Source organism: Bacillus sp. B1-b2 (assembly GCF_009183415.1).
Taxonomy (GTDB): Bacteria; Bacillota; Bacilli; order Bacillales; family Cytobacillaceae; genus Niallia.
Window position 1 is genome coordinate 1 of sequence record NZ_WEHU01000013.1, and the last position, 14609, is coordinate 14609.

13 protein-coding genes and 1 pseudogene are annotated in these 14609 nt (G+C 34.3%); 13 read left to right on the forward strand and 1 reads right to left on the reverse strand.

All coding sequences use genetic code 11. The features are described 5' to 3' along the window. A pseudogene (locus F9279_RS13675) lies at nucleotides 1–288 on the reverse strand (IS4 family transposase); the annotation flags it as partial. Between the two features lie 212 nt (nucleotides 289–500). Here F9279_RS13675 and F9279_RS13680 point away from each other — a divergent pair. The 13 genes from F9279_RS13680 to F9279_RS13740 all read left to right on the forward strand — a co-directional run bounded on the left by F9279_RS13680 (nucleotide 501) and on the right by F9279_RS13740 (nucleotide 14366). Beyond that, nucleotides 501–1646, forward strand: a complete 1146-nt coding sequence (locus F9279_RS13680) for a cysteine desulfurase family protein (RefSeq protein ID WP_152113931.1) — start codon at nucleotides 501–503, stop codon at nucleotides 1644–1646. Next, a complete protein-coding gene (gene thiI / locus F9279_RS13685; protein WP_193224577.1) occupies nucleotides 1643–2854 on the forward strand; it encodes a tRNA uracil 4-sulfurtransferase ThiI in 1212 nt (403 codons plus the stop codon). Before F9279_RS13680 ends, thiI begins: the two co-directional genes overlap by 4 nt. A gap of 142 nt (nucleotides 2855–2996) precedes the next feature. Further along, entirely contained in the window at nucleotides 2997–3200 is a 204-nt protein-coding gene (locus tag F9279_RS13690) for an alpha/beta-type small acid-soluble spore protein (protein ID WP_152113935.1), read from the forward strand. A 257-nt stretch (nucleotides 3201–3457) separates the two neighbouring features. After that, a complete protein-coding gene (gene mbcS / locus F9279_RS13695) occupies nucleotides 3458–5041 on the forward strand; it encodes an acyl-CoA synthetase MbcS (protein ID WP_152114154.1) in 1584 nt (527 codons plus the stop codon). A 97-nt stretch (nucleotides 5042–5138) separates the two neighbouring features. Then, nucleotides 5139–6743 (forward strand): amidohydrolase, encoded by a 1605-nt coding sequence (locus tag F9279_RS13700; RefSeq protein WP_152113937.1) that lies wholly within the window; start codon nucleotides 5139–5141, stop codon nucleotides 6741–6743. A 140-nt stretch (nucleotides 6744–6883) separates the two neighbouring features. Continuing rightward, on the forward strand, nucleotides 6884–7810 hold the full coding sequence (gene rarD, locus F9279_RS13705) for an EamA family transporter RarD (RefSeq protein WP_152113939.1): 927 nt from the start codon (nucleotides 6884–6886) through the stop codon (nucleotides 7808–7810). Between the two features lie 238 nt (nucleotides 7811–8048). Next, the gene (sppA, locus tag F9279_RS13710; RefSeq protein ID WP_152113941.1) at nucleotides 8049–9062 is read left to right on the forward strand and encodes a signal peptide peptidase SppA; all 1014 of its coding nucleotides are present in this window, start codon (nucleotides 8049–8051) and stop codon (nucleotides 9060–9062) included. A gap of 140 nt (nucleotides 9063–9202) precedes the next feature. Then, on the forward strand, nucleotides 9203–9628 hold the full coding sequence (locus F9279_RS13715) for an RDD family protein (protein ID WP_226793526.1): 426 nt from the start codon (nucleotides 9203–9205) through the stop codon (nucleotides 9626–9628). A gap of 134 nt (nucleotides 9629–9762) precedes the next feature. Continuing rightward, the gene (locus tag F9279_RS13720; RefSeq protein WP_152113945.1) at nucleotides 9763–10446 is read left to right on the forward strand and encodes a DUF2953 domain-containing protein; all 684 of its coding nucleotides are present in this window, start codon (nucleotides 9763–9765) and stop codon (nucleotides 10444–10446) included. Nucleotides 10447–10469: 23 nt separating this feature from the next. Next, on the forward strand, nucleotides 10470–10916 hold the full coding sequence (gene ytfJ, locus F9279_RS13725; RefSeq protein WP_152113948.1) for a GerW family sporulation protein: 447 nt from the start codon (nucleotides 10470–10472) through the stop codon (nucleotides 10914–10916). 159 nt (nucleotides 10917–11075) lie between these two features. Continuing rightward, nucleotides 11076–11576, forward strand: coding sequence for a thiol peroxidase (gene tpx, locus F9279_RS13730; protein WP_152113950.1), 501 nt, complete (start codon nucleotides 11076–11078; stop codon nucleotides 11574–11576). A 361-nt stretch (nucleotides 11577–11937) separates the two neighbouring features. Continuing rightward, a complete protein-coding gene (locus tag F9279_RS13735) occupies nucleotides 11938–12927 on the forward strand; it encodes a class I SAM-dependent methyltransferase (protein ID WP_152113952.1) in 990 nt (329 codons plus the stop codon). A gap of 248 nt (nucleotides 12928–13175) precedes the next feature. Continuing rightward, nucleotides 13176–14366, forward strand: a complete 1191-nt coding sequence (locus F9279_RS13740; RefSeq protein ID WP_152113954.1) for an acetate kinase — start codon at nucleotides 13176–13178, stop codon at nucleotides 14364–14366. Nucleotides 14367–14609: the final 243 nt, after the last annotated feature.

The following is a 14609-nucleotide window of genomic DNA, read 5'->3' on the forward strand; positions in this document are numbered from 1 at the left end:
TGCGCTTAATAAAAGAAGAAACCTTCTCCATGAATAAGTGGAACGATTTAAGAAACGATAGACCGCGTCTTTAGCTGGAATATCGGTAGATTTCTTACTTTCAAGTGTTCGAAACCAGTTTTTATTTTCGAAGATCAAACAGAAAATGAGCTGAAATAAATAAGCGCAGGTAAAGCCAAAAGACTTGGTAATTCCAGCTTTTCTAAGATGTTTCAATACTTTTAATTCTTTAAAGGTAGATTTTATTTCATTTGGTAGTTGCTTAGTTTGGTCATTATTCGCTATCATATAGAGGACACCTCTTCTGTATGGAATGTTTGATTCTAGACAAATCAACTATACCAAACGGATAGGTGTTTTTTCATGTGTTTTTATTGTGTCAATGATCGTACTTGAATGACATCAGCAACTACTGCTTGTTGAACTTATCCCACATTTTTCGATGCGAAAGTTGAGTTACTAATTATTTAGTGAATTATAAGAAAGGAAATGCAAAGGCTATGATATATTTAGACAACAGTGCAACAACTATGCCATTTCCAGAAGTTATTCAATCATACGCGACTGTATCGCATAAATATTTCGGAAATCCCTCCTCCATTCATCGCATAGGAATGGAAGCAGAGAGGCTATTAATACAGGCTAGAGAACAAATAGCTAAAATGCTTGAAGTGAAAAGTAATGAAATCTACTTCACTTCTGGTGGAACAGAGGGAAATAATACGGCGATAAAGGGCATTGCCTATCTTAACAAAAATAAAGGCAATCATATTATTACATCTTGTATAGAACATGATTCTATTTATAAAGTAATGGAACAGTTAGAAAAAGACGGCTTCTCTATTACTTATTTACCTGTAAATGAATTTGGTCAAGTAACTTTAAGTGATCTACAGCAAGCAATACGAAAAGATACGATTCTTGTCTCCATTATGCATGTGAATAATGAGATAGGCTCTATACAACCAATTGAAGAAATAGGAGCATTGCTTCAGAACTACCCAACTATTTTTTATCATGTAGATGGAGTACAAGGTATAGGAAAAAAAGAATTAGCCTTAAGTAAAGCAAATATTGATGCATATACCATATCTGCTCATAAATTTCATGGGTTAAAAGGAAATGGTGTATTGTATGTAAAAGATGGAAAAAGACTGCCTGCTTTGCTGTTAGGTGGTGGGCAGGAAGGTAACTTTAGAAGTGGAACAGAAAATGTAGCGGGAACTGTTTCTACAGCCAAAGCACTTCGAATGCAAATGGAAAATCAAAAGAATAAGTTGGAGAAGGTGCGCGAGCTTCAGTTATTCATGCGGAAGCAGCTTGCGAGTATGGAAGGAGTAACCATCCATACTCCTAGTGAGGATAAGAGTATCCCTCATATCCTTAACTTCTCTATAGATGGTATGAAAGCGGAAGTGTTTGTACACGCATTAGGGGATAAAGGTATTTTTATATCTACTACGAGTGCCTGTTCTTCAAAAACAAATAATGTAAGTAAGACGTTGTTGGCGATGGGGATACCAATCCCTCTAGCAGAAAGTTCCTTCCGAGTAAGCTTTTCGTATGATAATACAATGGAAGAAATGAAAATGGTAATAAAAGAAATCAAACAAGTAATGGAATGGCTAAGAGGTGTAACGAAGTGAATTATGATCGTATATTAATTAGATATGGTGAATTATCTACAAAAGGAAGAAATAGAAAACAATTTGTTGATAAATTAAGAAGAACAATAGCGCTAGCTTTAGAAAGCTTTCCTCAAGTAAGGATAGAAGCGAAAAGAGAAAGAATGTATGTGTTATTAAATGGGGAGAAGAATGTAAAGGATATTACCAAAATTCTTACCAATATATTCGGAATTCAATCCTTCAGCCCTGCTATAAAGCTAGAAAGAGATTTAGACAAGCTGAAAGAAGTTTCCTTGGAGTTAGTTTCAAGTGTATTTTATGAAGGAGCATCCTTCAAAGTTAGTGCTAGAAGAGCAGATAAAACATTTGAATTAGATACAAATGAGCTTAACCATTTGGTAGGTGGTTATCTACTGAAAAACATGTCTACTCTAAAAGTCGATGTCAAAAAACCAGATATCAATCTACAAGTAGAAGTTAGAGAAGAAGCGATTTATTTATCATGCGAGAATATCCAAGGTGCAGGAGGATTGCCTTCTGGGACAAGTGGAAAGGCAATGTTAATGCTATCAGGTGGTCTAGATAGTCCAGTTGCAGGCTACTTATCCATGAAAAGAGGATTAGAGGTAGAAGGAGTTCACTTCTTTAGTCCTCCTTTCACGAGTGAGAGAGCTAAGCAGAAAGTAATCGATCTATCAAGCAAGTTAGCTCAATTTAATGGCCATTTTGTTCTGCATATTGTGCCTTTTACGGAAATACAGCAATTAATTCATAAGCAAATCCCTGAGAATTATACGATGACAGCTACAAGAAGAATGATGTTAAGGATTACAGATGAATTAAGAAAAAGACAAGAAGCACTTGCTATTATAACTGGAGAAAGTTTAGGTCAGGTTGCAAGCCAAACGATTGAAAGTATGTATGCAATAAATGATGTAACTAGTACTCCTATTATTCGACCATTAGTTACATCAGATAAAACGGAGATTATCGAGATTGCAAGACAAATTGATACACATGATATATCTATTCGTCCATTTGAGGATTGCTGTACAGTTTTTGTGCCAGCCTCGCCAAAAACAAAACCCAAAAAAGAAAAAGTGCAGTTTTATGAAAGCTTTGTGGATTTTGAGCCTATGATACAAGAGGCAGTAAAGAAAGTAGAAACAATGATCCTTAAAGGAAACACAGATTCATTAGAAAAAGAAATAGAAAACTTGTTCTAATTAAGCGTTAGTTTTTATTGTACTATAGGAAAAGTGCCTGCCACCAGTTTTTCCCTATAATAATGTGAACAATTACCAGTCAATATAGCGAATGAATGCCATGTGTATTACACATTCTATTATCAACAAGGAGGTGATACACATGGCAAACAACAACAGTTCAAACCAATTATTAGTTCCTGGTGTTTCTCAAGCACTAGATCAAATGAAATATGAAATCGCTACTGAATTTGGTGTAAACCTAGGTGCTGAAACAACAGCTCGTGCTAACGGTTCAGTTGGTGGTGAAATCACTAAACGTTTAGTTCAAATGGCTGAACAACAATTAGGTGGTTATACAAAATAATTGAATACTTGGCTACAAGGAGTAAGGCAACTGCCTTACTCCTTTTCTTCGTTTATATTCATGCTAGTAGTTAAAATTAATGGAAGAAAAATAACCATGTGTGTAAACGCTAGAGCTCTTTAATAGATAGGTATGAAAACGCTGTATTATATCCGATGAATCTCGGATGAAAAGTAAAAATATTTCAAAAATAATAGGTAAAATAGTATAATGATAAAAGTATTTTTACTGAATTTGAAATAGGGGGATTCACCATGTTGAATCAAGAGGATTTAATTGCTCCAGAACAATATAATTTTGTATCAGAAATTGAAAAATATGCCCAAAATCCAGATAGATTGGCATTAAAATGGGAGAATGAAGAAGGCAATATAAAGGAAGTTACATATGCTTCCATTATGGAACAAGCAAATAAAATAGGAAATGTATTAAAAGCGGAAGGATTAAAAAAAGGTGATGTTGTACTAGTTGTAGTACCCCGTATTGTGCATGCATACGAAGTATATTTAGCTGCATTAAAACTAGGTATGATTATTTTGCCAAGCTCAGAAATGCTGCGTGCAAAAGATCTTCAGTTCCGAATCAAACATGGAGAAGTAAAAGCGGTAATTAGTTATTACCCATACATAGAGGAATTAAATTTAGTGGAGGAAGTAAGTACAATTAAGCGCTTTGTTTTAGGCAAGCCTTTAGATGGGTGGATTCATTTAGAGGAAGCTGCAAATAGCGCATCTAATCAATTAGAGATTGAACCTACATTACGAACGGATACGGCTTTTATCTCTTATACATCCGGAACAACGGGTAATCCAAAAGGTGTAGTGCATACACATGGCTGGGCATATGCTCATTTACGCACAGCTGCTCCTAATTGGTTATGTATTGAAGAGGGTGACTTAGTTTGGGCTACTGCAGGCCCAGGATGGCAAAAGTGGGTTTGGAGTCCATTGTTATCTGTTTTAGGGTCAGGGGCAATAGGTCTTGTCTATCATGGTAGATTTAATGCACGTAAATACTTGCAACTTTTAGAAAAATACGAAGTGAATGTTCTTTGTTGTACACCAACAGAATATCGATTAATGGCAAAAGTAGAAGATATACATACTTTTCGTTTACCTAGCCTTCATAGTGCTGTTTCTGCAGGGGAACCATTAAACAGAGAAGTTATTGATGTTTTTAAAGAGCATTTTCAATTAGATGTTAGAGATGGATATGGTCAAACAGAAAATACATTACTATTAGGAATTACAAAAGGGATTGATTTGCGTCCAGGATCAATGGGGAAACCTACTCCGGGAAATATAGTAGAAATTGTGAATGAAGACGGAGAAGTATGTGCAGTAGGAGAAGTTGGAGACATTGCTGTTCATAAAGATACTCCGGCATTATTTAAAGAATATCTAAAAGAGCCTGAAAGAACGAAGAGTCAATTTAGAGGAGACTACTATATTACAGGAGATCGTGCGAAGAAAGATGAAGAGGGATATTTCTGGTTTGAAGGAAGAAGTGATGATATTATCATTAGTTCTGGATATACAATAGGGCCTTTTGAAGTAGAGGATGCACTTGTAAAACATAAAGCAGTAAAGGAATGTGCGGTTGTAGCGAGCCCTGATTCTATTCGAGGCAATATTGTAAAAGCCTTTGTCGTCCTTCAAGATGGTATAGAGGAAACTGAAGAATTGACAAAGGATTTGCAAAATCATGTGAAGAAACTGACTGCACCTTATAAATATCCACGGAAAATAGAGTATTTAAAGGAGCTTCCTAAAACTACTTCTGGAAAGATTCGAAGAGTAGAGTTAAGAGATAATGAATGGAAAAAGAAATCTACTAATTAATAAGAGTATGTGCTAGAAAATGCATGAAAAAAAGGGGTTTCTCAATAATCTATTAGGTTATGAGAGTCCCTTTTTATAATATAAGAGGAGGATTAACATGGGAAAGCTAATTTTTGGTGGTATTATTTACACGATGCAAGAAGAAGGACATATGGTTGAAGCTATTTATACGGAAGGATCCCTCATTGTAGATTATGGAAAGAAGAATGAATTAGAAAAAAAATATGGTGACGCGATTCAAGAAGGGTTAGATCTTAAAGGCACAGTGTTATTCCCAGGTTTCGTAGATAGTCATATGCATTTAGTAGGTCATGGGGAAAAATTAATGCGATTAGATTTATCCGCTTGCTCATCTAAAAAGGAAGCATTAGTGCTATTGCGGGAATACGCCAAAAATAAACCAGAAGGAGAATGGATTATTGGGGATGGTTGGAATGAAAATCTTTGGGAAGAGCAAAGTGTACTTTCTAAAACGGATATTGATGAGTATGTTCGAAATCACCCTGTAGTTCTAAACAGAGTTTGCAAACATGCTATAGCAGTAAATTCATATGCTTTAAAGCTTGCGACTATCACAAGAGCAACGCAAGAGCCTTTTGGCGGTGTTATAGAAAAAGATAGGGAAGGGGAGCCAACGGGATTACTGAAGGAACAGGCCCAGGAATTAATAACGAAGATCTTACCAAAAGTGTCAGATGAGTATGTACAAAATGCCCTACGTTTAGGGATTAAAGATGCTTATCGATTAGGATTAACAGGTGCGCATACAGAGGATCTTTATTATTATCATGGGTATGAAGGAACATATCGTTCATTTAGAAAAGTTATAGATGAAGAAGGAAATCATTTTAGAGCTCATTTGCTCGTTCACCATGAGGTTTTTCAAGATATGATTAATAGTGGTGGGAAATACTTAGGAGGAAGTGAATGGGTAGAACTGGGAAGCATGAAGATTTTTGCTGATGGAGCATTTGGTGGACGAACTGCCTTGTTAAGTAGGCCATATCATGATGATTCAAGTACAAATGGTGTTAGTATTTTCACACAGGAACAGTTAAATCAATTGGTAAAAAAAGCAAGAGACAAAGAAGTGCCAATTGCTGTTCATGCTATCGGTGATGAAGCATTTGATATGGTAATTAGGGCAATAGAAGCTAATCCATTAAGAGGTTTTGGAAGAGACCGACTCATTCATGCAACTATGCTTCGTGAAGATTTAGTAGAGAGAATAAAAGGTTTGCCTCTTATCCTTGATATTCAACCAAGCTTTGTTACTTCGGATTTTCCTTGGGTGATAGATCGATTAGGAAAAGACCATTTATCTTATTGTTATGCATGGAAAACACTACTTCAGGAAGGTTTACATTGTGCTGGAGGTTCAGATGCCCCAATCGAAAGTGTGAATCCATTGGCAGGTATTCAAGCTGCAGTAACGAGAACGAATCAGGAGGATAAGAGTGGGCAAGGATATATACTTGAAGAAGCTTTGAGCATTTATGAAGCAATAAGTTTATATACATTAGGAAGTGCTTATGCTATTTGCCATGAAGGAGATAGAGGGAAAATTGAAAAAGGGTATCTCGCAGATTTTACTGTACTTCATGAGGATATTTTCGATGTACCACCTTCTCAAATAGAAAACATAAAAATTGCTAAGACGATTGTAGGAAACCAAATAATGTATGAGAATTCCTTTAATTAAATAGAGGAGTATTATATCTTCATATCTAGGATGGAGTTATTTTTAGTAAGATTTGTAACTATTTTCACCAAAAGCATTGTAACTATTTCTATTTATCTATATAATATGGAATATTTCGATAATAGAAAGAAGAGATGATAATGGAAAAAAATAATATTCGAAATGGAGTACTTTATGCAGCAGTTGCTTATCTAATTTGGGGTTTATTTCCTATTTATTGGAAAAACCTCCAAGGAGTTGGAGCTGACGAGATATTAGCTAGCCGTGTACTCTGGTCCTTTGTTTTCATGGCTATCATTCTTACATTTACACGTAAATGGAAATTATTCTACCAAACTCTACTGTCCTTTAAAAAAAACAAAAAACAAGGACTGATGCTTTTTATTGCCTCCATATTGGTATCATGTAATTGGTTTATCTACATATGGGCAGTGAATTCCAATAAAATTATTGAAACAAGTTTAGGGTATTATATTAATCCACTTGTGAGTGTACTTTTAGGAATAATAGTGTTAAAAGAGAAGCTTTCTAAAATTCAATATGTGTCAGTCGCGTTAGCAGGTATTGGCGTATTCATTATTACTTTTTCTCATGGGGCATTTCCGTGGGTAGCTATTTCACTTGCACTCACCTTTGGATTATATGGGTTAGCGAAAAAGTTAATAAAAATAGATTCAGAAATTGGCTTAACATTAGAAACGATGTTTATTACGCCATTTGCGCTATTATATTTAGGGTATTTGTTTATCAAGGGTGACCATGCTTTTCTTAATGTTTCAGCTAGTTTAGATGTATTACTAATGACTTCGGGTGTTTTAACGGCCATTCCTTTATTATTTTTCGCTAAAGGAGCACAAAGAATCCCATTATCTATGCTCGGATTTATTCAGTATTTAACACCTACACTAACATTAATTCTTGGTGTATTTGTTTATCATGAACCATTCACATCTTCGCACCTTTTATCCTTTATGTTTATTTGGTTAGCACTAACGATTTATTCTCTATCTAAAACTAAATTATTTTCTAAATCAAGAAAGCATAAGGAAGTAAAAAGTATTGCTTAAGAAAGAGATTTTCTCCTTCTTTTTTTTTATAAATACACATTTTTTTTAGTTGTAACCAAGGCGAGAAATTTGTAAAATTATCTAAAAAATTTACTGATGGTAAATAGGGCATTTCACTTTAATGAATAAGGAATGAACACGGTGGTTTAAGTAAAGTTTATACAATAAGGAATTTTCTTGAAACATTTTGTATGGATATTCGTATACATAATGGAAATAAAAAGGAGGTAAAAATGAAATGAATGGAAAACGCTGGGCAGCAGTCATTATTGCTGCATTTATTTTTGTAGTTTCAATAGTAACAAGTCTTGCATCTGTCGCATTAACAACTGACTTAGAAGGAATGTTTAGTGAAATGGTCGGAGCAGAGGATACTCCTTTCTTAGAAGAATACATAGAAGAAGGTACGGGTTTTGATAAGATCGCTGTTTTAGAAGTGAACGGAACTATTCAAGATACGGGAGAATCTGGTTCTTTCTTTTCAGCAGAAGGATATAACCATCAGGCATTTTTAGAAGAGCTTGATTATGTAAAAGAAGATCCTGATGTGAAAGGGATTATACTGAAAGTAAACTCTCCTGGTGGAGGAGTAGTGGAAAGTGCTGAAATTCATGATAAATTAGTGGAGATTAAAGAAGAAACAAAGAAACCTATTTATGTTTCTATGGGTTCAATGGCTGCATCGGGAGGATATTATATTTCAGCACCTGCTGATAAAATCTTTGCTAGTGCTGAAACATTAACAGGATCCCTTGGAGTTATAATGAGCGGATATAATTTTGAAGGACTAGCAGAGAAATATGGAGTAGAGTTTGTCACAATTAAAAGTGGACAATATAAAGACATTATGAGTTCTACTAGAGAAATGACAGAAGATGAGAGACAAATTCTGCAGACAATGATAGATAATTCTTACAGTGGTTTTGTAAAGGTTATTGCAGATGGTAGAGGAATGTCAGAAGAAGAAGTAAGAAGCATTGCTGATGGAAGAATATATGATGGTCGCCAAGCAAAAGATTTAAAATTAATCGATGAATTTGGTTATTTTGATGACGTAGTAGAGCAAATGAAAACTGACTTAGATATAAAAGATGCATCGGTTATTAGTTATTCTGATAATGTTGGATTACCATCCTTATTTTCCATGACAGCTCAAAAACTGATGACTGGTGAGGACAGAGAATTAGCGAATATATTAAAAGTTGTGACAAATGCTAACTCTCCTCGCATGATGTATTTATATGCAGAGTAGGAGGGGAAAAGATGAATCAAGAAAATAGAAATGAAAATAATGCACCACAATTTGAGCAGGAAGTAAAGGATATAACGACTACATCGCCAATAATGAGTCAAGAAGTAGAAGAAACTCTATCTTCCCCAGAAAAAAACGAAATGCAATTGGATACGGATAGATATGCAGGCTTTTGGATGCGTTTTTGGGCTTATTTAGTCGACTTAATTATTATAGGTAGTGTGAATCGTATCCTAATTTATCCTGTATTACGTGTACTAGACGTCCCTTTACATGAAGGGGGAATTTTCTCTATTGCAAATATCTGTACAGCTGTTATTTTTTATTTGTATTTTGTACTAATGACAAAATTTTTAAAGCAAACCTTAGGAAAAATGATATTCGGTTTAAAAGTAGTTTCCTTTGAGAAGGAAAAATTATCTTGGAGCACTATTATTTTTCGAGAATGGATTGGAAGATTCATCTCTGGAAGTCTATTAATTCTGTATGTACTTGTTGCCTTCCTACCAAGAAAACAAGGCTTGCATGATATATTTGCAGATACAACAGTTATACATGATCGATGAAATTTTTTGCAAGAGTTGCTATAGTTGATTATTATGCCATCCTTTTATAAAAAATAAAAAATAAACCTGCGTGCATGCAGGTTTATTTTTTTCTATTTTATCCAATAATAAAAGGCTGAAGGGAAGTGTTTTTTATGAATATTCTCTACATCATACTTATTATTATTGGTAGTCTGGTCTTATTATCTCTATTCATTAGTATTTTGAAACTTACAATATATGTTAGGTATTATCATAAAAAGGATAATGATGATTTAACAATTGAAGTTAGGTTATTCTTTGGATTGATAAAAATAAAAAAGAAAATACCCTTAATAAAAATAGATGATGATTCTCCAACCATTGTAGTGAAGGACGAAACGGAAATAGGTAATGCAGAAGAACCAATCCAGAAGGACACAAAGCAATTTGGAGCACATGATTTAATAAATATTCTTTCTAATACAAAGGAAGTTTTACAGCATGTTGTAAATCTTCACCGTATCGTGAAGTATTTCTTATCTAAGCTAACCATCAAGAATATGGAATGGAGTACAATTGTTGGCTTAGGAGACGCGGCTCATACAGGGATGGTGACAGGTGCAATATGGGCAGGTAAAGGAGGAATTATCGGGATTATTAGTCAATATATGAAGCTTGCTAATATGCCGAAAATAAACATTTATCCACAATTTCAAGGAGTTGCTTCAGAAACTTTATTTACGTGTATGATTCAATTTCGCATAGGGCATGCTATGATGGCAGGAATTAAACTAGTGAAATTTTGGAAAGATGGATTCCCAAATCTAAAGACAAATGAAACATCTATCCCAAAATAGTAAATTAAATGGAGGAATAGTACATGTCAGATCATCCAATTCAAGGGCTAATGACTACAGCAATGGAAAACTTAAAAGAAATGATTGATGTTAATACAATCATAGGAGATCCTGTGGAAACTCCGGACGGTAGTGTTATACTAACTGTATCAAAAGTTGGATTTGGTTTTGCTGCTGGTGGAAGTGAATTTACTCTAGAGAATCACTCTGTAAATGAACCTCTAACAAAGCATCCATTTGGAGGAGGAAGTGGTGGTGGAGTTAGTATTACACCAATTGCTTTTTTAATTGTAAACGGCCAAGGAGTAAAAATGGTTCATCTTGATGAAAGTACACATCTCTATGAGAAATTATTAGATATTGCTCCACAGGCAGTAGATAAAATTCAACAAATGTTTGCGAAAAAAGATAAAGATTCTTCTTCATCTGCAAATCAAAATGAACAACCGAAGGAAGATATTGAATTCTAATAAAATTTCATTCGTTTCACAGCAGTACTGAAATGCTTACTGCTTGTGAAACGAATTTTTTATGTAGAAGCTAGCATACTTCTAGTTCAATTTCTTTTCAAATGAAGCTATATAGGATATGATGTGATTAAAAGAACATTTGTGGGAGGAATTTGGACAATGCCATCTATTACATTTAAGCATAATCCAGTTACTATAATTGGTAATGAAGTAAAGGTTGGGGATACAGCTCCTGATTTTACAGTACTTGCAAATGATATGTCTGAAGTAACTTTAAACAGCTCAGCAGGTAAAGTTCGTCTTTTTAGCGTCATTCCATCCATTGATACAGGTGTATGTGATACACAAACAAGAAGATTCAACGAAGAAGCTTCCAAATTAGAAAATGTGGAAGTAATTACAGTTAGTGTAGACCTTCCATTTGCACAAAGAAGATGGTGTGCTTCAAGTGGGTTAGAGAATGTCACAACAGTTTCTGATCATAAAGAATTATCATTTGGAGAAGCTTATGGCGTATTAATGAAAGAATTGCGTCTACTCGCTCGTGCGATATTTGTAGTTGATTCTAATAATAAAGTTACTTACGTAGAGTATGTAAGCGAAGGAAGTAATCATCCAGATTATGAGGCTGCAATCGAGGCCATTAAAACTGCAAAATAGTAATCGTACATATACACAAAAAGGTGAATCTTGGTGAAAGATACTCACCTTTTTGTAAGGTCTTTTAGAAAATATTTATAGTCAATAATATATTAGTTTAGAGAGGCGACCGGTAGATTACTACCGGATTTACGCAACAGATTGAGAGGAATTCAGAAGCGTAAGTGCAGACCGCGGCTCGTAGATGTACCCCCATGGAAAGCACCAGTCTCGGAAAGATATAGGCTAAACGAGTTTGCCCAAATAAGCGGACAAGCTCTTTTTCTTTGTAAATATAGTAGTTAGTAGTGTTTGTTTCTTTAAGGATTGGTTCTGAAATACTGAGAACAGTCAAAAAATTAGATAGTTAGGTGATGAAGAAATGCAAATATCTCCAGTCGAGGAATTATTCACTGTCTTTAATGAGACGGCATTAATTATTCAAGAGGAATTAGAATATTCTTATTTAGAAGCATTAGCTTTAACAGGAGAAAATATTTTTCAAGAGGCTATCCTTCAAGAAGAATTAAGTGAGTTAAACAAAAAAAGATTAAAAAAGCTTTATGAGTCTGTAAATCTTTCAAAATATAGTAAAGAGGAATTAAGGAAGAGCTTTCAGCTTGTCATTTTAAAGGGAATGAAAGAAAATACACAACCAAATCACCAAATGACACCAGATACAATTGGCATGTTCATTGGATATTTGGTACAAAAATTTAATACAGCTACTCATTTTCGATTAATTGATTTAGCAGTTGGTACTGCAAATTTATTAACAACCGTAATGAATCATCAGCCTGACAAGCAAATTTCTGCATACGGAGTAGACGTCGATGATTTACTTTTACAATTAGCCTATGTAAATGCCAATATGCAGGAGCAACCGATTGAGTTTTTTAACCAAGACAGCTTAGAGCATTTGTTCATTGATCCAGCAGATATTATTGTTAGTGACTTACCAGTAGGTTACTATCCAAATGATATACGCGCAAATGATTATCAATTAAAAGCTGATACAGGACACAGCTATGCTCACCATTTATTTATAGAACAAAGTATAAATTATCTTAAAGAAGGTGGTTATGCATTTTTTGTTATACCTAATAATTTATTTGAAACAGAGCAGGCTCCAAAGCTACATGCTTATTTTAAGGAAACTGTTCATATACAGGGGATTTTACAACTACCTTCCACCTTATTTGTCAATAAACAGTCAGCAAAAAGTATATTGATTCTCCAAAAAAGGGGGAATGATATAAAAGCACCAAAACAAGTTTTACTTGCAAATGTGCCTAGCTTTTCTAATATGAAGGCAATGGAAAAAGTGTTAGGGGAACTAGAAACCTGGATAAAAGAAAATAAAAATGACTAAGCTTTGTTATAAAACAGTTTCTTCTATTATATAGAAGAAATTCAATGGAATTCATGTCATTTTTGCGAAAAAAACCTAAAAAAGCCAAAAATTGCGGAAATACAATCATAAACGGCTTGAAATGTTTCTAGTACAATGTTTTAATGGAAAACTGAGAGAAGTCATATTGTCTGTAAGATAAGGCAAACTGTTCAACGTCAGACAAATAAAATAAATTGTTGTTATACAAAAGGGGAGTAAAATATTTTATGGCAAAAGTTATTGCAATTAATGCTGGTAGTTCTTCACTAAAATTTCAATTATTCGAAATGCCTTCAGAAGAAGTAATTACAAAAGGTCTAATCGAGCGTATTGGATTAAATGATGCAGTTTTCAATATTTCTGCAAACGGAGAGAAAATTAAAGAAGTAACAGAAATTCCTGATCATGATGTAGCTGTTAAAATTTTATTAGGAAAGTTAACTGACCTAGGAATTATTGAATCATTAGATGAAATTCAAGGTATTGGACACCGTGTTGTTCATGGAGGCGAAGAGTTCGCTGATTCAGCTCTAATTACAGATGCTGTAATCGATAAAATTGAATCTCTTTCTGAATTAGCACCACTTCATAATCCAGCTAACTTAACAGGAATTCGTGCATTCCAACAAGTTTTACCAAATGTACCTGCAGTTGCTGTATTTGATACTGCATTCCATCAAACTATGCCAGAAAAATCTTATTTATATAGCCTTCCATACGAATATTATGAGCAATATGGAATTCGTAAATATGGTTTCCATGGTACAAGTCATAAGTATGTATCACAACGTGCGGCAGAACTTCTAGGTCGCCCAATTGATCAATTACGCCTAATCTCTTGTCATTTAGGTAATGGAGCAAGTATTGCAGCAATCGAAGGTGGTAAATCTGTAGATACATCTATGGGATTCACTCCACTTGCAGGTGTTACAATGGGAACACGCTCTGGTAATATTGACCCAGCATTAATTCCATTCATCATGGAAAAAACAGATCAGTCTGCTGATGAAGTACTACAAGTATTGAATAAAAAGAGTGGATTACTCGGTATCTCTGGATTCTCAAGTGACCTACGTGATATAACAGAACAATCTGAGTCAGGTAACGATCGTGCAGAATTAGCACTTCAAATCTTTGCAGACAATATTCATAAATATATTGGTTCTTATGCATCTGGAATGAATGGAGTAGATGCTATTATCTTTACTGCAGGTATCGGAGAAAACAGTGAAGTAGTTCGTGCTCGCGTTCTTAAAGGCTTAGAATTTATGGGAGTTTATTGGGATCCAACACTAAATAAAATCTCTGGAGAAGAGTCATTCATTAACTATCCTCACTCTCCAGTAAAAGTTTTAGTTATTCCAACAAACGAAGAAGTAATGATTGCTCGTGACGTTGTAAGATTCGGAAATATCTAATCTTAAATAGCTAAATAATCCTTAATTGAAACAAAGACAATCTATTTTACAGTATTTTTTGCTGTAAAAGGATTGTCTTTGTTTTCTTTTCTACCAACATCTGTTTAAAATATATACATAGTGTTAAAAACTTACATAATTAAAGATAAAAATCGTAAGTGGTTGTTACAGAAAAAGTACTTACATGTACAATCAAATACCGATAAGATGGTTTAAGGATTTAATTAATCAATCTTGATTCGT

Bases quoted from the DNA above. Each gene is read 5' to 3' on its own strand.
- F9279_RS13720 (WP_152113945.1), top strand. From the start codon at position 9,763: ATGAATATTCTCTACATCATACTTATTATTATTGGTAGTCTGGTCTTA.
- ytfJ (WP_152113948.1), top strand. From the start codon at position 10,470: ATGTCAGATCATCCAATTCAAGGGCTAATGACTACAGCAATGGAAAAC.
- rarD (WP_152113939.1), top strand. From the start codon at position 6,884: ATGGAAAAAAATAATATTCGAAATGGAGTACTTTATGCAGCAGTTGCT.
- F9279_RS13715 (WP_226793526.1), top strand. From the start codon at position 9,203: ATGCAATTGGATACGGATAGATATGCAGGCTTTTGGATGCGTTTTTGG.
- F9279_RS13690 (WP_152113935.1), top strand. From the start codon at position 2,997: ATGGCAAACAACAACAGTTCAAACCAATTATTAGTTCCTGGTGTTTCT.
- F9279_RS13680 (WP_152113931.1), top strand. From the start codon at position 501: ATGATATATTTAGACAACAGTGCAACAACTATGCCATTTCCAGAAGTT.
- F9279_RS13735 (WP_152113952.1), top strand. From the start codon at position 11,938: ATGCAAATATCTCCAGTCGAGGAATTATTCACTGTCTTTAATGAGACG.
- F9279_RS13700 (WP_152113937.1), top strand. From the start codon at position 5,139: ATGGGAAAGCTAATTTTTGGTGGTATTATTTACACGATGCAAGAAGAA.
- F9279_RS13740 (WP_152113954.1), top strand. From the start codon at position 13,176: ATGGCAAAAGTTATTGCAATTAATGCTGGTAGTTCTTCACTAAAATTT.
- tpx (WP_152113950.1), top strand. From the start codon at position 11,076: ATGCCATCTATTACATTTAAGCATAATCCAGTTACTATAATTGGTAAT.
- sppA (WP_152113941.1), top strand. From the start codon at position 8,049: ATGAATGGAAAACGCTGGGCAGCAGTCATTATTGCTGCATTTATTTTT.